The sequence below is a fragment of the Exiguobacterium sp. s64 genome, assembly GCF_018618035.1.
In the GTDB taxonomy this organism is placed as follows: Bacteria; Bacillota; Bacilli; order Exiguobacteriales; family Exiguobacteriaceae; genus Exiguobacterium; species Exiguobacterium mexicanum_A.
On record NZ_JACSLH010000001.1, the window covers coordinates 159,006 to 177,817 of the forward strand.

Consider the following 18,812-nt stretch of genomic DNA (forward strand, 5'->3'; position numbering starts at 1 on the left):
AATCGACATCCTTTTTCAGAGACGCGGCCACTTGGTGCGAGGCCGCGAAGGATGGTGCGGAAGTCGCCTCGGAGCTGACCTTTTGAACGAAGTAGGAAGGTCCGGTCCATCGACCGTTATTCGATTTTGAGGGCGCCACCTGTTGGCGAACTAAGGTGGTACCGCGGAAGATACGGCTTCTTTCGTCCTTAGCGTTAAGGACGAGAGTAGCCGTTTTTTTGTCCACATTATTAGAGGAGGTTGGGCATATGGCCAACGAGACAAACGAAATCACCATGCCGACGAAGTACGATCCAAGTGCGACGGAAGCGAAATGGTATGACTACTGGTTAGAGAACGACGTATTCAAAGCGGACGAGGACGATTCAAAACAGCCGTACACGATCGTCATCCCGCCACCGAACGTAACGGGGAAACTTCACCTCGGACACGCGTGGGACACGACGCTCCAAGACTTATTGACGCGCCTCAAGCGCATGCAAGGCTATGACGTCCTTTGGCTCCCAGGAATGGATCACGCCGGTATCGCGACGCAAGCGAAAGTCGAACAGAAACTCCGTGAAGACGGCATCATGCGTTACGACCTCGGACGCGAGAAGTTCCTCGAGAAGACGTGGGAATGGAAAGACGAGTACGCGGACACAATCCGTGCCCAGTGGTCAAAACTTGGTCTCGGTCTCGACTACTCACGTGAGCGTTTCACGCTCGACGAAGGACTCTCGAAAGCGGTCCAAGAAGTGTTCGTCCGTCTCTATGAGAAGGGCTTGATTTACCGTGGCGAGTATATCGTCAACTGGGACCCGGCGCAAAAGACAGCCGTCTCGGACATCGAAGTCATCTATCAAGAAGTCGAAGGCGCATTCTACCACATGAAGTATCCGCTCGCTGACGGCTCAGGCCACATCGAGATCGCGACGACGCGTCCAGAGACGATGCTCGGCGATACGGCCGTTGCCGTCAACCCGAAAGATGAGCGTTACGCGCACCTCGTCGGCAAGACGATCATGCTTCCGGTCATGAACCGTGAGATCCCGATCGTTGCCGACGACTACGTCGACATGGAGTTCGGTACAGGTTGCGTCAAGATCACACCGGCGCACGACCCGAACGACTTTGAGATCGGGAACCGCCACGAGCTCCCGCGCATCCTCGTCATGGATGAAGGCGGCAAGATGAACGAGAACGCCGGCAAGTACGAAGGGCTCGACCGCTTCGAATGCCGCAAGCAACTCGTCAAAGACCTAGAAGCAGACGGCACGCTCGTCAAAATCGAGCCGCACACGCACTCGGTCGGTCACTCGGAACGTTCAGGCGCGGTCATCGAGCCTTATCTTTCGAAACAGTGGTTCGTCGACATGGAGCCGCTCGCGAAAGCAGCGCTCGAAGCGCAAGGACATGACGATACGAAAGTCAACTTCGTCCCAGAGCGGTTCGAAGGCACATACCTCCGTTGGATGGAGAACATCCGCGATTGGTGTATCAGCCGTCAACTCTGGTGGGGCCACCGTATCCCGGCGTGGTACCACAATGAGACGGGTGAAGTCTATGTAGGTAAAGAAGCACCGGCGGACAGTGAGAACTGGCACCAAGACGAAGACGTGCTCGACACATGGTTCTCGTCAGCGCTCTGGCCGTTCTCGACGATGGGCTGGCCGGACACGGACTCAGCAGACTTCAAACGTTACTTCCCGACGAGCGCGCTCGTCACGGGTTACGACATCATCTTCTTCTGGGTATCGCGCATGATCTTCCAATCGCTCGAGTTCACTGGGAAGCAGCCGTTCAACGACGTGCTCATCCACGGTCTCATCCGCGACTCGGAAGGCCGCAAAATGTCGAAATCGCTCGGAAACGGCGTCGACCCGATGGAAGTCATCGACCAATACGGCGCGGACTCGCTCCGCTGGTTCCTCCTTACAGGATCGACACCAGGGAACGACCTTCGCTTCTATTGGGAGAAGATCGAATCGACATGGAACTTCGCGAACAAGATTTGGAACGCGAGCCGTTTCGCCCTCATGAACATGGACGGCATGAAGTATGAGGATATCGATTTGTCAGGTGAGAAGACGCTCGCCGACAAGTGGATTCTCACACGCTTGAACGACACGATCGACCAAGTGACGCGTCTCGTCGACAAGTACGAGTTCGGCGAAGCCGGCCGTTACTTGTACAACTTCATTTGGGAAGAGTTCTGTAACTGGTACATCGAGATGGCGAAACTCACGCTCTACGGTGAGGACGAGGCAGCGAAAGCGACGACACGTTCTGTGCTCGCATACACGCTCGACTCAATCATGCGTCTCATGCATCCGTTCATGCCGTTCCTCACAGAGGAAATCTGGCAGCACTTGCCGCACGAAGGCGACTCGATCGTCCGTGCGAGCTACCCGACACGTCGCGACGAGCTCCACTTCGCGGACTCGGTACCAGCGTTTGAAGCGGTCATGAACGTCATCCGTTCGGTCCGTAACATTCGTTCGGAAGTGAACGCCCCGATGTCGAAACCGATTCAGCTCTTCATCGCGACAAGTGACGACACGACGCAAGGTTACTTGAGCGAAAACGAAGCGACGATCGGCAAGTTCACGAACGCGACCGAGCTCGAAATCGGACGCGGCTTGGCGGCTCCTGATAAGTCGATGTCGGCCATCATGACGGGTGCGGAGTTGTTCATCCCGCTCGCCGACCTCATCAACTTTGAGGAAGAAATCGCCCGTCTTGAAAAAGAAGTGGCGAAGTACGAGAAGGAAGTCGAGCGCGTTCAGAAGAAACTCGGCAACCCAGGCTTCACTGGCAAGGCACCGGCTCACGTCATCGACGAAGAGAAGGCGAAAGAGAAAGACTACCTCGACAAGCGTGACGCAGTCCGTGCCCGTTTGGAAGAGTTGCGTAAATAATGAATCAACCTTCTTTGGAGACTTGTTCTCCGAAGAAGGTTTTTTTGTCGTTTGGTGGAATTTAGGAGAGGAGACGATATAAAGGTGGTGTGACATGAGACGAATCGGAATGATGTTAAGTTTGGCAGTTATGGGACTGAGTGGGTGTGTGGCGGAACGAGCTGAACCGATCGAACCGACGGAATCAGGAGTGACAATTAATGAAAGTGCAGAAGAGACGTCTTCCAAAGATATTCCCGTAACGACGGACAAAGAAGTGTTCGGCTCGATGATTGAGGACGTGCCAAAAGGGACCGTTCGATTAGTTGATGCGGTCACGGCCCAATACACACTTCAATATACAGATGGTACGTCCGAGCGACCAGCGAGAGACGGTGTAATCTATGAAACCGTCATCGATGATCTCGGGCTCATTGCCATTAAGTTACCAAACCGCGACGATTCGTTTGGCGTGTTCAACTATTCACGGGACGAGGAGTGGGGGTTGCACGGGATTCAAAACTTTACGATTCCCGAGGCGGCCGAAAAAGTCCGACACGGGTTGGACTTGCCTGAAGAAGAGCTGTTTGTCGCCAACTTCGAGATGAGTCAGCTCGAGCGGCCGGTGGAGATGTGGACGTTGTATGATGAGACGCAATGCATCACGATTTTAGTGACCGATGCGTCCAGTGTGGCAGACGGAGAATTGATTGACCGGCGAGACGATTCAAATGAACGGTATCGCTTGAATCAACCGGAAGGGAACGGCTTGTTTTACGTAGACCAGGGCAAGCTCATCGTCGTGACGGGCAATGTGTCGGAAGAGGTGTTGCTCGACCTCTCGGACTCGCTACCAGAGGCGTGGTCGGTGGATTTTCCGATGAACTGATCATACTTGTGACATCAACTATTCAAGAGGAGGGAATGCCATGCCCTACACACACGAATTCGGTGTATTGGATTCAACAAATCGTCAATCATCATATGATACGTATACACCTGAACACTTCGATTGTGTCTCGGTGGATGGGGAGTGGGTGGATGAGTTTATCGAGGAGCTGAACGAGATGCGCACGTATTTCCACTCCTATGACCGTCCTGGATTCGGATTAGACGAATGCGGGATCACGCTCATTCCATATGAGTCACTGGCGCTGTTCTATCAAGTCGTCAAAGCGATGATGTACACGCATGAGTCGGAACAACTGAATCGACTTATTTCCAAAATCACACAAGCCCAAGTAGACAAGAAGGACATGATTCATTTCGGACTATGAGTCTATAGAAAAGAACTACCCCGAGCATCGTCATCGATGTTCGGGGTTTCGTTTGCGTTCGATGTAGATTATGCCAAATACAGTGGCGGCAATCATAGCATGCAAGAAGAGCGGTTGAGGATGGTCAATGCGGAAGAGGTGCATCGCATAGACGACATACAGGATGCTTCCGAATCCTAGCAAGATGGAATAAAGAACCTTCATACGTCCTCTTCCTCCGGTTCTATCCAAAACGGGAGGCGACCGGTTGTCACGAAATAAGATGACGTGAGCAAGGCGCCGATTGCGAGTCCGGTTACTTGCGGCTGAATCGGCTGACCCGTCAACGATAAATAAAAACTGTAGACGAGATAGGACGTGGACACGACGATAATCGTCATGAGCAAGACAGTCATCTTCATTTTGTTTCACTCCATTCGCATTGGATGTACAGGCTGAAGTTGCTTTGTTTATTTTACGTGGCCCGTGTCAAAAGGTTTCAAAAAACCATCCCGCGCGAGCGAGATGGTTCACGTGCCGCAAAACGTCTGATACGGATACGTCCGCGGCGGTCCGGGTGAGACGTAGCGTCCGTAGTCGGCTTCGTAGTCGTATGGCTTCCGCAATACGTCGAGCAGTGCGTGGGTCGGCTTGAAGTCACCGCGTTCGGCTGCCATGAGGGTGGCCTCGACGTGATGGTTGCGAGGAATGACGGCCGGGTTATGCTGACGCATGAGCCGGATGACGTCCTCATCCGGGAGACCTTGCTCTCCGAGGCGTTTTTGCCAAGCGGACAGCCATGCCTTGCCATCATCTTGCTTAGCAAAGGCAAGCGAATTTGTGTCGCCGAGTGTGAGCGCGCGGAACGTGTTCGTGAAGTCAGCCTCAGACTCCATCATGAGCCGGAGCAATTCATCCGTCAGTTCATCGTCGCCATCTTTTCGGACGTAGAGCCCGATTTTATGGGCGAGGCCAGTAAAGTATGCTTCTTTATACGTTTCCGTGTAGTCGTTCAACAGTTTATTGGCGATATCGACGGCGGTTTCTTGTGTGTCAGCTAGGAGCGGGAGCAACGTCTCGGCGAGGCGGGCCAAGTTCCATGACCCGATATACGGCTGATTCGCATAGGCGTAGCGTCCCTCGCGGTCGATCGAGCTGAAGACGGTATTCGGGTGATACGTATCCATGAACGCACACGGGCCATAATCAAGCCCTTCACCGCTGATAAACGTATTGTCCGTGTTCATGACGCCGTGGATGAACCCGACGAGTTGCCAATCCGCGATCAGTTTCGCCTGCCGGGTAATCACGCGGCCGAGGAACTGTTCATAGCGGTCCGGTTGTCCTGCAAGGTCAGGGTCGTGGCGCTGAATCGCATAGTCGGCGAGGGCGATGACGTCATCAATCGATCCGGCCGCGGCGGCGTATTGGAACGTGCCGACACGTAAATGACTCGCCGCAATGCGCGTCAAGACGGCGCCGTGCTTCGGTCCTTGGCGCATGATCGGCTCACCGGTCGTCACGACGGCGAGCGCCCGGTTCGTCGGGATGCCGAGCGCGTGCATCGCCTCACTGATGAGGAATTCACGCACCATCGGACCGACGGCGGCCCGTCCATCACCGCCACGCGAGTACTCGGTCGGGCCCGAGCCTTTCAATTGAACGTCGACACGCTTTCCGTTCGGTGCGACGTGTTCTCCGAGCACGAGCGCCCGTCCGTCACCGAGCATCGTGAAATGGCCGAACTGATGACCAGCATACGCTTGAGAGAACGATGTGTCGGTCTGACGATTCCCGGCGAAGAGTGCGACGTCTTGAGACGTTTCGGCGTCGAGACCGAGCGTCTTGGCGAGTGCTTCGTTCCACAGGACGAGTTCGGGCTTGTCGACCGGATGGACCGGTCCTCGGTCGTAAAAAATATCACGGAGATCGAGGTAGGTCGCCTCGAAGTTCCAATTGGTTGTCATGGTGATTCCCCCTTCTTCGCCTCGAGTATAGCACAGCCGATTCCTTGCATAGCGCTTCGCGAATTTTGGTAAGATGAGAGGGAAGTGTGAAAACAGGAGTGATGGAAGATGGAGACGAGACAAGACGTATTGGAATGGCTGAACGGGCAGCTGCGGTTCGGGATCAAGCCCGGACTCGAACGCATCGAGTGGATGTTGAACGCACTACAAATCGAGGAGTTGCCGTCAATCCACGTGGCAGGGACGAACGGAAAAGGGTCGACGGTCGCTTTCTTGCGGGCTATGGCGCTCGCGGAGGGGTTGAACGTCGGGACGTTCATCTCGCCATACATCATCCAGTTCGAGGAACGGATCATGTTGAACGGGGAGCCGATTCGGGAAGACGACCTCGTCCGAATTGCTAATCGGGTCCGTGACTGTGCGAGTGCGTCACCGGAGACGTTGACGGAGTTTGAACTGCTGACGGTCATGGCGTGGCTCTACTTCCATGAGCAACAACCTGACCTCGTCATCTGGGAAGTCGGTCTCGGCGGCCGCCTTGATTCGACGAACGTGTTGACGCGACCGCTCGCGACGGTCGTGACGTCGATCGGGCACGACCATCAAGGGATTCTCGGCGACACGCTCGAAGAGATCGCGCTCGAAAAGTTTGGCATCATGAAGCGGGGCGTGCCGATGTTCCACAGTTTGACGGATGAACGGTTGATCGCGTTGCTCAAGCGACAAGGAGAGGCGATGGACGCATCGATTCACGACGTCACTCCACTCGTCACGTCAATCGAGGACGGGACCGACACGGTCGTCACGTATGACGAGATGAAGTCGGTGACGCTCGGATTGACCGGACACCATCAAGCGTATAACGGGGCGTGCGCCGTCGCCGTCGCGCTCCACCTCGGCTGGAGAACAGAGGCGATTCAAGCAGGACTCGAATCGGCGCAACATCCGGGGCGTTACGAGCTCATCTCGAGACAGCCCCGCATCGTGCTCGATGGGGCACATAACGCGGAAGGGGTCGCCGTACTCGTCGAACAGCTGAAACTTGAGCGTGACGTGACCGTCCTCGCGGCCATTCTCGCTGACAAGGACCGAGAAGCGATGATCGCGTCGCTCCAGATGGTGGCGGATGTCTATGAGACGACGTTCGATTTCCCACGTACCCGTACGAAAGAAAGTCTGATTGCCGACGGGGCCCGCTATGTGGACTGGCAAGACTGGTTGGCCGCGTGGCTGGAGACACCCAAATCCGAGACGCTCGTTGTGACCGGGTCGCTCTACTTTATCAGTGAAGTAAGAACCTATTTCCAAAGTTTGAAAAAAACCGCTTGTGAACAGGAAGAAAAAGGGGTATGAATTAACTGAAGAAGTGTGACGACAAACCGACTGGAGGCACAACGATGAAGAGGCAGCTAAGATCCAAGTACGGGTTCCTCATAGTGGTAGGGATGATTCTATTGTTGTTCGCGTATACGTCAACGTTTGCGAATAACGGTAGAGGTAACGGCAAAGGCAATGGTGGCAGTAACGGCAACAACCAGGGCATTGTTTTCCAAACAAAGATTGAGGATGAGGCGATTCGGACTGTCACGCCGGAAGCTGTGCTCATCGGAGACAGTTTTGATTTGACGTATGACTTGTCATTGAATAACATTCTTGATTTTGAAAAAGGACCGAATATCAATTCCTATAAATATGTAGAGTGGGCAGTCAAGGTCGAGGAGAAAATCCCACAAGGATTGACTGTAGTTATTCCGACTTCCGATGCTCACAATTTGAAGTTCGACTCTACTACGCGCCTTTTAACGGGAACAATCAACATCATGTGCGGTAAAAAGAATTCGGGTCTCACATCTTGTAATGATTATAAGAATGCAGCGTTTTCTGACCTCATCACCATCAAATTGATTGCAGAAAAACCGGGTAGTTATACGTTCGAGAACGGACGATATGCCTATTCGTTGGAAGCTGACCATTCTGGGAATGGGAGCGGTGCGCAAAAACATAATCGTTCGTTCACTGATGCTGGGAGTGGCTTCACAAAAACGACGGTGACGGTAGAAGAACTGAAAATCAACGTTCCAAGTGAAACGACGATTTATTTGGGGAATTCAAAAACGGTAGAAGCTAACTTATCGACTGTGAAAGCGGCGATTCCACCAAATGCGAAACTCACATGGGAAATTGATAAGTCCAGTTTCGTAAATCAAACGAATTCAACGAATCAAAGCGTTACGTTAAAAGCGTTGGATGCCGGTGAGGCGACTGTGAAAGCCGTTTATGAATACGCGAACGGTCAAAAAGTTAAATCAAATGATATGAAGGTTGTCGTCAAACTACCGGATTTATCATTAACTACCAATGATCAAGAACTCTGGGTCTACAAAAATGAAGCAGGAACATTGGTTAAGCAACAGGCTTTATTGACATTGGAACAATTGGTAGAAGACAAACGAGCACTTACCAATCCGCTTGCTGTGACGTGGGACGTTGATTCGACCGCCTTGAAAATTCTTTCTAGTCAGAACACGTCCGCGACCGTACAAGCCGAACATGGGAGTACGAGCAACGTTTCGGTCGTTGCGAAATTAAAGGATTATATCGGACAGACGATGCCTGTCTTGATTAACGTGAAAGAGTATCCACAAAAAGTCTCGACACCGAACGTCATTCTCTACATGACAGACAGCCCATATAGCTATCCGGTCAAATTCTGGCCGGAGACGGCAAACGTGACGGGTTACGGTTTGACTGTCCTCGAAGGAACGGATGTCATGACCGCAAAAGATGGCGTATTGACACTCTTGAAGCCGGGTATCGCGAAAATCGGTCTGGTCACAGAGGACGTCAGTGCATCATTTAAAGCAGGAGAAGGTCCGAAAATCATCAGCCAAACGTTCTACGTCCGCGTCAAAGCAGGTACGGATCCGAACCCAGGAACCGAAGATCCGTCTGGCGATTTCTATTAATCTCAATCATAGAAAAGAGGCTACTCGTGAGAGCAGCCTCTTTTTCATTTCTTCAATTGTTGACCGACGAACAGTTGGAGCTGGTTTGTGACCGGGAGCGTGTCGATTTGGCGGAATACACCTTCATTATATTCCATGACGAGACGTGAATCGTCGACGTCTGGAGAGGCAATCACATTCCCAGGAGCGAAATAAGCTTGTTTATTCGCCTGTTGCGGTAATGATTTAAACGAACCGCGGAATGTGTTTACTTCGAGCGGCCCTTTACTATACAGACCGCCTTTCATGTTGACAATGGAGCCGACAGAATAGAGTCGAGTCGGTTCAGTCGAAGCGCTGTACATAAATGCTTGGAGCGTCGAAGAACTGTCCTGGAATTCATTGATTCGATTCAATAAAATTTTTCCTTCGGCGAGCAGGACGAGTGAACTGTCATTCGCACCAGAAGCGACCGGCAATAAATCCGCGCGATCAATGAACGCGTCTCCTAATGTATAAACGGTCGTATTGAACGCGACTTTCCCACGAATCGTCAAATCCCCATTAATGATTAGTGGGCGGCTAATGGTGATGGTGTCTAATGCGTCGATGGTGACATCTCCGTTTAAGAGAAGCGGGACGGTGCTGTTCGTAATCGACTTGGTGATGACCATCGGACCTGTCACACCTACTGGAAGATTGACGAGTTGTAACGTTTGGATCGAATTGAGCTGGCTGGAATCGATAAACTCGGTCAGCCGTTCACGTGGCGTTGTCTCTCCATCGACGACGTAAGTTTGCTTGAGAAAGGGTGAAATCGTCGATGTCGGGATTAACGTTGATTGAAACAGCGTTTGCTTCGGTGAATTCGTGTAAGGCAATTTACCGGCAGTGGCACGGTGTCGGTTCGCGAACTGGATGACCGAGTAATTCAAGTTAAAGCGAGAAAACGTACTCTCAACCGGACCAATCTCAGGTTCATGGTTCACACCAGGCGTGGTCGAATTCGTAAAGTAGTTCGGCGTCTCGCAGCCGTCGCACGTCGCCCCGTCTCCAAGATCGATGCGGCCATCGAGATAAAACCGGCTCGAAGCGCTATTGTTCAGCGTGTTGACTTGGTTTTTCAGTTGGTACTTCGCGTCGCGTTCGAGTGAGAGCCTTGTCCCCGCAAACAAGTTCCCTTCAATCTTCGGTGGACCGTTGACCGTCAACGTGTCGTCCGACCCGAGGACGTAATAGAGGAATGACGGCAGCGCCGTCACATATACTTCTTGGCTATACGAGCTTGTCTGCATCGGCTGTTCCGGTTTCGCTTTCGTCTTCCCGGTCGCGGTCAACGTGAGCACCGTCGTGAACGGGGCGTTCGCCTGGTCCGCTGTCGAGCGGGTAATTGAGTAGCGGATATCGTTATCACCCGATTGGCGCGTCCCTGCATACAACGTATCTTGTTTAAGTACAGTCTCAACTTTCGCCTGGAACAATTGCTCGTTCTCCATATATGGTTGGACAACATTCGCATCGTGGAGCGGGAACGTCGCTCGGAGATCGGCGACGAGCACATCGAGCACGCCTTTGACGTCGGTATCGAGCTGCGTCTCGTCGACACGGAGATTCGTCTGCTTGTTCGTGGCCAAGTTGACTTGAATCGCAGCGAGCGAGAGGACGGCGAGTGCCGCCATCGTCACGAGGACGAGGATGAGGACGTAGCCTCGTTCATCTTGTTTCATTTGACTCCCTCTTTTCATAACGGGATGGTGCTCGTGAACGTTTTGACGAGCGTCGTATCTTCACGAGAGGCGAGTGTTACTTGAATTTCAATCAATCCAGAAGTGATATATGCCTCACGTCCGCGCCTTGGATCGGTTACTTCGTCGCGGAGGTCGATGTCGACGGACTGAACGATGATGTCAGGGTTGTTCGTCACAAAGCTCGACGGGTCGAGCTCGAGAACGGCGTCCTCCATATAATCGCCTTGACGATACAGGATACCTTCCGTCGAGATGCGCGGGGTATGGAGGCGGTGGAACGAATATGTATCCCCGTTGACGGTCAAGGCGTCGAACTCGGTCCGGTTGATGTCTTGGAGGACACTCGTGATCAAATAGTCGGCCTCGCTTCGAAGCGAGCTCGTATCGTTCGTCAGACGGAAACCGAGCGAGCCGGACAAGAAGACGGTGATCACGATGCCGGCGAAGATGGCAGAGATGACGAGTGCGAGCAACAACTCGACGAGCGTGACGCCGTCCTCACGGTCACGGAAGCTCCGGAACGTCCGTCTCAGGGAATTTATCTTGAAGCGTCGCATTCGTCACCACTCCTTTCAACGTAATCGGTTTGAGCAACGTCTCCGAGGCGACGGTAATCTCGACGTTGACGAGGTCGGCGGGTAATTCGTTGCCGGGAGAGAGGATGGTCACATCGAAGGCGCGCCCGTTGATGGTGACGTCACACAAATCGCAGACGTTGGCCGGCGTCTTCTGGAGGATCGAGATGTCAATCGGGTCTCGCGTTTCGGCCGCCCGACGCTTCAACGTGTTGAGCGTATTTTGGGCGACTTGGTTTGCCACGGTCCGGTCAAGATCCGAGGAGGTGATTCGTAAGCTTTGGGAGAAGATATTCATGAGCGATAATGCCAAGATCGAGACGACGACAATCGAGACGAGCACTTCGACGAGCGTGAAACCTTGTTCGGAACGGTCCAACGCATTGACCTCCTTTTCAATATTCATTTAAAGACAGGAAAAAAGAGACTTTTCACCTGAAATAATTGTTATTTTCTGTACAATGCATATTATACTAAAGTTACAGTAGGAACGGATAGTAATTCAAAAGTCTCTTTTGACTTGAAATAGAGGGGGAAATGGAATGAAGCGATATGGGATGCACCTGTTCATCCTGGCGGGGCTAGTCCTGCTCGTGTCGTTGCCGACGATCGGGCTCGTGAACTATCTCGATGCCTCGGCGAAGACGACTGCTACATATAAAGAGACGACCGTGGCCGGCATCGACGTGTCGGGGATGACGAAAGAAGAAGCGATCGTCCGAATCGATAACGCCATCAAAGACTTCAACAACACGCCGTTCACGGTGACGCTCGTCGATGGGACGGCGATCGAGGTCGGCAAAGATGTCGTCTCGTTCAACGTCGACGCGACACTCAAGGCGATCACTGAATCGGGTACATATCCGCTCGTCACGACGGTCGACGAAGAGCGATTGACACCGTACTTAGAGAACCAACCGGTGACGCTCTCGATGGTGACACCGCCGCTCGTCGAATCCGCCTCGAATTTGAACTCAGACGTCGTCCTCGAGATGACGGCGACGGAGAGTGAAGTCGTCGCCTCCATCACGGTCAGTCCGACGCCAGCGATGCGCTCGGCACTCGAGCGGATGAATGGCTTCGAGATGAAAGCCGGGGACATCTTCAGCTTGAAAGCGTTCGGAGAAGATTTTGAGGCGCTCAGCACGCTCGGTTCCTCGATGTATCAATTGTTCGCGGCGACACCGTTCCAAATCCTAGAACGGGTCCAACATGAGACGCTCCCGACCGGCATCGATCTCGGCTATGATGTCAAAGTCGACGAGCGCTCGAACTTCGCCGTACAGAACACGGAACAGACACCGTACGCGCTCATCGTCTTAGAAGAAGGGAACGCGATGACGGTCCAATTGCTCGGCAAGGTATTCGTTGGAGCGTACGAGTCGCGCGTCGAAGACGTGACGAGCGTCCCATATCAAAACATCGTCCGCTTCTCGCCGTCACTCACGGCCGGCAGTTCGTCTGTGACCCAGTCCGGTCAGACCGGGGAGTCGGGCAAACTGTATCGTGTCCGCATCACGGATACGGGCGAGTCGCTCGAACTGCTCGGGTTTGATTTTTACGAGCCGATCCCGGAGATCGTGACGAAAAGTTCCGTCCCGCTCCCGCCTCCTGAACCGGTCGAACCGGTGATTCCAACTTTCCCGGACGAATCACTGGAAGATGACCCGTTCGATGACGATGTAGAGGATGACGGATTGAATGAGTTTGAAGAACAGCCACCGGTGTATGACCAGGACCCGGTGCCAAGTGAGGGGGCAGTCGGATGATCGGTTATTTGATTTTGATCGCCTTTTGGGTACTTGCCACATTGACCGTGTTCGCCTTATCGATTCTATACGTTCGAAAGCGGGAGACGAAAGGAGTCATCTCGTTACTCGTCGCCGTGCTCTCGCTCGGCGTGTATAGCCTGTATGTCGAAGGGCTCGAGCGAACGTGGTGGATTTGGGCCCTCCTTGCACTCGTTTTAATTAGCGGTGCGGCGCTCAGTTCGTTCGTTGAACAACGAGGCTCCGCACAGGTGGTGCCTCAGGAGGAACCACAGAGGATGGTGAAGTAAGGTGAGACGAACGAAAAAACGACTTGGCGAGATGCTCGTCGAGGCGGGGTTAATTACGCAAGAACAACTCGACGAAGCGCTCGTTCAAAAGCGGACCGGGGAAAAGCTCGGGGATGCGCTCATGCGATTGAACTATTTGACCGAGACACAATTGATTCAAGTACTGCACGAACAATTAAATGTACCAGTCATTTCTTTATACGCGCAAGACATCAATGTGACGGTGACGAAACTCGTCCCGAAAGTTATTGCTCAAAAACATGACATTATGCCAATTGAGTTACAAGGGAACACGCTGTTCATCGCAACGGCGGACCCGCTCGACTTGATCGCCATCGATGACGTCCGGCTTCAGACGGGAATGAACATCGAGGTCGGGATCGCCACGCGCGAACAGATTCGTAAAACGATCAGCCGCTATTATGAGATGGATGCGTCACTCATCGAGATTCTGAAAGAAGAAGCGCCTGAACTCGAGCGCGAGGAGACGGCGTCGCGCGATGACGCCCCGGTCATCCGGCTCGTCAATCAGCTCTTCTTGAGTGCGATCGACCAGCGCGCCTCGGATATTCACTTCGACCCGCACGAGAAGCAGTTGCACGTCCGCTTCCGGGTCGACGGTGATCTTCGGACCGAAACGATTTATCCGAAGAAGATTCAAAGCGTCATGCTGACGCGCCTTAAGGTCATGAGTAACTTAGATATCACCGAGAGCCGTTTGCCGCAGGATGGACGTATCAAATATACGCTCCGGGGCCGCCCGTACGACTTCCGCGTCTCGACGCTCCCGACGATGTATGGCGAGAAAATCGTCATCCGGGTGCTCGACTCGTCGGAAGGATTGACCGATTTGACGAAGCTCGGCTTCGGCGACCAGAACGAGGCGGTGTACCGCGACATGTTGAAACGGCCGAACGGGATAATTCTCATCACCGGGCCGACGGGATCAGGGAAGTCGTCGACGCTCTATGCGTCGCTACGCGAACTGAACGAGGAATCGAAGAACATCATCACGGTCGAGGACCCGGTCGAGTATCAACTCGACGGCATTAACCAAGTCCAGGTCAACGCCAAGGTCGGCTTGACGTTCGCGTCGGGTCTGCGTTCGATTTTGCGACAAGACCCGAACATCGTCATGGTCGGGGAGATTCGGGACACCGAGACGGCCGAGATTGCCATTCGAGCGTCGTTGACCGGTCACTTGGTGTTGTCGACACTACATACGAACTCGGCCATCAGCTCGATCACCCGCTTGATTGACATGGGAGTCGAACCGTTCCTTGTCGCCGCCTCGACATCCGGGCTCGTCGCCCAGCGGCTCGTCCGGCGCGTCTGTCGCGACTGCGGTCATGAACAGCCGGTCTCGAAGCGCGAGCAGGAACTGTTTGCCGCTGAAGGGATTCCGGTTGAACGAATCATGCGCGGCAACGGTTGTGCCTCATGTAGCTTCACAGGTTATCGTGGACGGCTCGCCATCCATGAGGTCGTGCCAATCGATGAAGGGTTGCGCCGATTGATTATGAACCAGGCGACGGAAGCCGAGATGGTCGCCTACGCGAAAGCGCAAGGTGCCCGCTTCCTCCTTGCCGATGGGCTCGAGAAAGTCGCGTTCGGACTGACGAATACCGAGGAAATATTGAGAACAGTGATAACGGAGTGAGTCTATGATCCATCAGTCGATTGAAGTGATTTTAACGAAAGCGGTCGAACAACGCGCCTCGGACATCCATTTGACCGCCGGCTCACCGCCGATCATCCGGGTTGACGGGAGCCTCATCACGATGGGTGATGAGAAAGTGTTGCCGCTCCATATCGAAAGCTATTTGAAAGACATCATGACCGAGGAGATGCGGGGGCGGCTCGAGATGCAGCGCGACCTCGACTTCTCGTTCGGGGTCCCGAGCGTATCGCGGTTCCGCGTCAACGCCTATTACCAGCGGGGCACGGTCGCGATCGCGTTCCGTTCTATTTCCGGGGAAATCCCGACGATGAACGAGCTCGATTTGCCGCAAGTGCTGAAACGTTTGATTGAAAAGCCGTACGGGCTCATCCTCGTCACCGGACCAACGGGGTCGGGGAAATCGACGACGCTTGCCGCGATGATTCATGAAATCAACCGCACACAGCGGAAACGCATCATCACGCTCGAAGACCCGATCGAGTATTTGCATTCGCACGACCAAAGCATCGTCGACCAGCGTGAGATTGGCTCCGACGTCATGAAGTTCGTCGACGGTCTTCGGGCCGCGCTCCGTCAAGACCCGGATGTCATTTTGCTCGGGGAGATGCGTGACCTTGAGACGATTTCGACGGCGATGACGGCCGCTGAGACGGGGCATCTCGTCATGGCGACCCTCCATACGTCGAGCGCGATGTCGACCGTCAGTCGGGTCATCGACGCGTTTCCGGCCGAGCAACAGGATCAGATTCGGACCCAGCTCGCCAACGTCCTGCTCGGTGTCGTCAGTCAGCGCTTGTTCCCTCGCGTCGACGTCCCGAAAGGTCGTGTCGCCGCGATGGAGATTATGATTGGCAATCCGGCCGTCGCCAACTTGATTCGGAACGAGAAGGAGTTCCAACTCCCGACCGTCATCCAGACGAACCGGCAGAACGGGATGCAGACGATGGACATGGCGATTGAACAGCTCGTCCGTCAAGGCGTCATCAACCCGAACGCCGTACCAAATGAAGAGAGGTGACTGAATGGCCATCTTCCAATACGAAGGTAAACTGCTGAACGGGAAGCGTAAGAAAGGGCGGGTCACTGCCGTCTCGCTCCGCGAAGCGAAAGAAAAGCTGCGCCAAGAATCGATTCTCGTCACCGAGCTCGCTGAACTCGAGTCGACGGGATTGAATAAAGAAGTCAACCTGCTCCCTGAGCGGGTCAAGATTGAACATTTGATTATGTACGTGCGCCAGTTCGCGACGCTCATCCGGGCCGGTGTGCCGATTGTCCGGGCGACGTCCATCTTACGCGTCCAGACCGAATCGAAAGTGTTGAAGAAGACGCTCAGCCAAGTCGAGGACGATTTGCGCGAAGGGATCGCGTTCTCGGAGGCGATCAAGAAACATCCGCGCGTGTTCTCGAACTTCTTCAGCTCGATGGCGCTCGCGGGTGAGGCGAGCGGGAATTTGGAGGAGGCGCTCGACCAAATCGGGCTCCAACTCCAAAAACAATATGACGTCAAACGGAAAGTCATCTCGGCGTTGACGTATCCGCTCGTCGTGTCGATCGTCGCCATCGGCGTCGTCGCGTTCCTCATGGTGAACGTCGTCCCGACGTTTGCGAGCATCTTCGGACAGCTCGGTGGGGAACTCCCGCTCATCACGCGTATCGTCGTCGCCGTCTCCGATTTCGTTGCCGCCTATTGGTGGCTCATCTTCGGTGGGGCGCTTCTCGCCCTGCTCGTATTCACATGGATGTTGAAGCGCGATAAGGAACGGTATGTGATCGATGGATTGTTGTTGAAGATGCCGATTTTCGGGCCGATCGTCCTAAAGTCGCAAATCGCCTTATTGACCCGAAGTTTGGCCGTCTTGCTGCAAGCGGCGGTCCCGATTTTATCGGCGATCGAGATCACCGAGAAAATCGTCTCGAACCGGGTCATCCGCAAAGGTCTTGCTCAAGCACGTAAGATGATGGCGCAAGGGATCCCGCTCCATGAACCGCTCGAACGGAACGATAGCTTCCCGCCGCTCATGACGCAAATGATTGCGGTAGGCGAGGAGAGCGGGGATTTGGACTCGATGCTGAACGAAGTCGCGGAGTTTTATGAGACCGAAGTCGAGACGACGACAGACCGTTTGAAGTCGATCATCGAGCCGCTGTTAATTGTCGTCTTGGCGAGTATCGTCGGCGTCATCGTCATCGCGATTGTCGTCCCGATGTTCCAAATTTATGGCGATATCCAAAATCAGTAGAAACTTTTTATTTATTTGCAGATTTGCATCTTTTCAATCCTAAATTTTGAATGTATAGTAAAATTGTTCTACTAGTATTAGGTCAAAGGTAATGAATCTAGCTTACATCACAGCAAAACACACAAAAGGGGAGAATGAATCATGTTAGAAAAAATGAAAATGATTTGGCAAGATGCCAAACAATTGAAAGATGAGCGCGGACTCACACTCGTCGAGTTGCTCGTCGTCGTCGTTATCTTGGGGATTATCGCAGCGATCGCCGTTGTCGCAATCGGTGGGATTATCGAGAACTCGAAGAAGGACGCGATGGTTGCCGATGCGAAACAAATGGTAAGTGCGGCGAAGTTGTATACTGTTTCTAACAGTGTAGAAACAACTGAAGCTCTTGATTTTAAAACTACTGATGGTAAAGAATTTATTGCATCTATGAACGATCCTTTTAATACAGATAATGAATACGGCACAGCAGTTGTCGATATTACTAACACAGACGGTAAATATTCATACACAGTTCATTTAGTTGGTTCGAAATTCCAATTCGCGGACAATACTTCAGAAAGTTCATTGAAGAAAGATAATCTGGCAAAAGTAACTGCAAAATAATAATAAGTTCATCTCCGGCTGGCGCTGGGCACTCGCTCAGCCTAGCCGGTTTTCTGTTTTTGGCATATACTTACAAGTAAGGGAAGTGACCTTGATTGGTTGAACTTATTGGACTCATTTACAGCCTCGTCCTCGGGGCCGTCATCACGTCATTCACGAACGTCGTCGGGCTCCGCGTGCCACGCAAACAGTCCATCGTCACGCCGCGCTCGCACTGTCCGTCATGCGGACACGTCCTCTCCGCTGGGGAACTGATTCCGGTCTTCGGTTACGTGTTCCTGCGCGGGAAATGCCGCGGCTGTGGCGGGCGGATCGCGCCGACGTACCCGCTCTTTGAATTACTTGGAGCGGTCGGTTACGCCTATAGCTTCTGGTTGTATGGCTTCAGCCTCACGACGCTCCTCGCCTTCGTCTTCTTGTCGACGCTCCTTGCTTTGGCAATGTCGGATCTGTCGACGATGCTCGTCCCGAACGTCATCTTGCTGTTCACGGCACCGGTCCTCCTCTTGCTCGCGTATAGCGCGGGTATGGCCTGGTGGAGCCCGCTTGCAGGAGCGGCGCTCGGCTTTTCCGTCCTCGCCACCGTTTTTTTCGTTTCCAAGGGGGGACTTGGGGCCGGCGATGTCAAACTATTTACAGTAATCGGGCTCGTCCTCGGGCCACGCGACGTACTCGTCGCACTCTTTTTATCGAGCTTGATCGGCGCGATCGTCGGCTTGACGCTGATCGGCTTGAAACGGATGGATCGCAAACAGCCGATCCCGTTCGTGCCGTCAATCGCACTCGGCACGATGCTGACGTTTTGGTTCAGCGAAAACTTCTTTGAATGGTATTTTGATTTGATGTAGGGGGAAACCAG

The 18,812-nt window shown here is 53.4% G+C and carries 17 protein-coding genes and 1 other annotated feature (1 of these 18 only partly in view); of the genes, 12 read left to right on the top strand and 5 right to left on the bottom strand.

From position 1 onward, the window contains the following. Nucleotides 1-193, top strand: a binding site (T-box leader) (it extends 28 nt beyond the left edge of the window). Between the two features lie 55 nt (nt 194-248). From KNP64_RS00820 to KNP64_RS00830, 3 genes are all read left to right on the top strand, one after another. Beyond that, the gene (locus KNP64_RS00820) at nt 249-2,900 is read left to right on the top strand and encodes a valine--tRNA ligase (protein ID WP_138859758.1); all 2,652 of its coding nucleotides are present in this window, start codon (nt 249-251) and stop codon (nt 2,898-2,900) included. A gap of 94 nt (nt 2,901-2,994) precedes the next feature. Then, nucleotides 2,995-3,768, top strand: a complete 774-nt coding sequence (locus tag KNP64_RS00825) for a hypothetical protein (protein WP_214710483.1) — start codon at nt 2,995-2,997, stop codon at nt 3,766-3,768. 40 nt (nt 3,769-3,808) lie between these two features. Then, a complete protein-coding gene (locus KNP64_RS00830) occupies nt 3,809-4,156 on the top strand; it encodes a hypothetical protein (RefSeq protein WP_029595848.1) in 348 nt (115 codons plus the stop codon). A gap of 200 nt (nt 4,157-4,356) precedes the next feature. On the opposite strand, the gene KNP64_RS00835 is transcribed toward KNP64_RS00830, so the two are convergent. Then, nucleotides 4,357-4,557 (bottom strand): hypothetical protein, encoded by a 201-nt coding sequence (locus tag KNP64_RS00835; RefSeq protein ID WP_214710484.1) that lies wholly within the window; start codon nt 4,555-4,557, stop codon nt 4,357-4,359. Nucleotides 4,558-4,665: 108 nt separating this feature from the next. After that, nucleotides 4,666-6,102 (bottom strand): protein adenylyltransferase SelO, encoded by a 1,437-nt coding sequence (locus KNP64_RS00840; RefSeq protein ID WP_214791648.1) that lies wholly within the window; start codon nt 6,100-6,102, stop codon nt 4,666-4,668. Between the two features lie 108 nt (nt 6,103-6,210). Here KNP64_RS00840 and KNP64_RS00845 point away from each other — a divergent pair, with 108 nt between their 5' ends. Both KNP64_RS00845 and KNP64_RS00850 read left to right on the top strand, forming a co-directional pair. Beyond that, complete coding sequence (locus KNP64_RS00845) at nt 6,211-7,455, top strand: bifunctional folylpolyglutamate synthase/dihydrofolate synthase (protein WP_214791646.1); 1,245 nt, start codon at nt 6,211-6,213, stop codon at nt 7,453-7,455. Nucleotides 7,456-7,499: 44 nt separating this feature from the next. Then, complete coding sequence (locus KNP64_RS00850; RefSeq protein WP_214791644.1) at nt 7,500-9,068, top strand: hypothetical protein; 1,569 nt, start codon at nt 7,500-7,502, stop codon at nt 9,066-9,068. A 44-nt stretch (nt 9,069-9,112) separates the two neighbouring features. On the opposite strand, the gene KNP64_RS00855 is transcribed toward KNP64_RS00850, so the two are convergent. The 3 genes from KNP64_RS00855 to KNP64_RS00865 are packed head-to-tail and all read right to left on the bottom strand — an operon-like array spanning nt 9,113 to nt 11,749. Further along, entirely contained in the window at nt 9,113-10,774 is a 1,662-nt protein-coding gene (locus KNP64_RS00855) for a hypothetical protein (protein WP_214791642.1), read from the bottom strand. 14 nt (nt 10,775-10,788) lie between these two features. Continuing rightward, on the bottom strand, nt 10,789-11,352 hold the full coding sequence (locus KNP64_RS00860; RefSeq protein ID WP_214710489.1) for a PilW family protein: 564 nt from the start codon (nt 11,350-11,352) through the stop codon (nt 10,789-10,791). Beyond that, complete coding sequence (locus KNP64_RS00865; protein WP_034809733.1) at nt 11,300-11,749, bottom strand: prepilin-type N-terminal cleavage/methylation domain-containing protein; 450 nt, start codon at nt 11,747-11,749, stop codon at nt 11,300-11,302. Before KNP64_RS00865 ends, KNP64_RS00860 begins: the two co-directional genes overlap by 53 nt. Nucleotides 11,750-11,912: 163 nt before the next feature. Here KNP64_RS00865 and KNP64_RS00870 point away from each other — a divergent pair, with 163 nt between their 5' ends. From KNP64_RS00870 to KNP64_RS00900, 7 genes are all read left to right on the top strand, one after another. Continuing rightward, complete coding sequence (locus KNP64_RS00870) at nt 11,913-13,139, top strand: G5 domain-containing protein (protein WP_214791640.1); 1,227 nt, start codon at nt 11,913-11,915, stop codon at nt 13,137-13,139. Next, a complete protein-coding gene (locus KNP64_RS00875; RefSeq protein WP_214791639.1) occupies nt 13,136-13,429 on the top strand; it encodes a hypothetical protein in 294 nt (97 codons plus the stop codon). Before KNP64_RS00870 ends, KNP64_RS00875 begins: the two co-directional genes overlap by 4 nt. A gap of 1 nt (nt 13,430) precedes the next feature. Next, complete coding sequence (locus KNP64_RS00880; RefSeq protein WP_138859748.1) at nt 13,431-15,089, top strand: GspE/PulE family protein; 1,659 nt, start codon at nt 13,431-13,433, stop codon at nt 15,087-15,089. A gap of 4 nt (nt 15,090-15,093) precedes the next feature. Beyond that, a complete protein-coding gene (locus KNP64_RS00885) occupies nt 15,094-16,128 on the top strand; it encodes a type IV pilus twitching motility protein PilT (protein ID WP_214791637.1) in 1,035 nt (344 codons plus the stop codon). Nucleotides 16,129-16,132: 4 nt separating this feature from the next. Next, complete coding sequence (locus KNP64_RS00890) at nt 16,133-17,350, top strand: type II secretion system F family protein (RefSeq protein ID WP_029595836.1); 1,218 nt, start codon at nt 16,133-16,135, stop codon at nt 17,348-17,350. 141 nt (nt 17,351-17,491) lie between these two features. After that, a complete protein-coding gene (locus KNP64_RS00895; protein ID WP_214791635.1) occupies nt 17,492-17,953 on the top strand; it encodes a prepilin-type N-terminal cleavage/methylation domain-containing protein in 462 nt (153 codons plus the stop codon). A gap of 95 nt (nt 17,954-18,048) precedes the next feature. Beyond that, nucleotides 18,049-18,801 (top strand): prepilin peptidase, encoded by a 753-nt coding sequence (locus KNP64_RS00900; protein ID WP_214791633.1) that lies wholly within the window; start codon nt 18,049-18,051, stop codon nt 18,799-18,801. Nucleotides 18,802-18,812 lie beyond the last annotated feature (11 nt).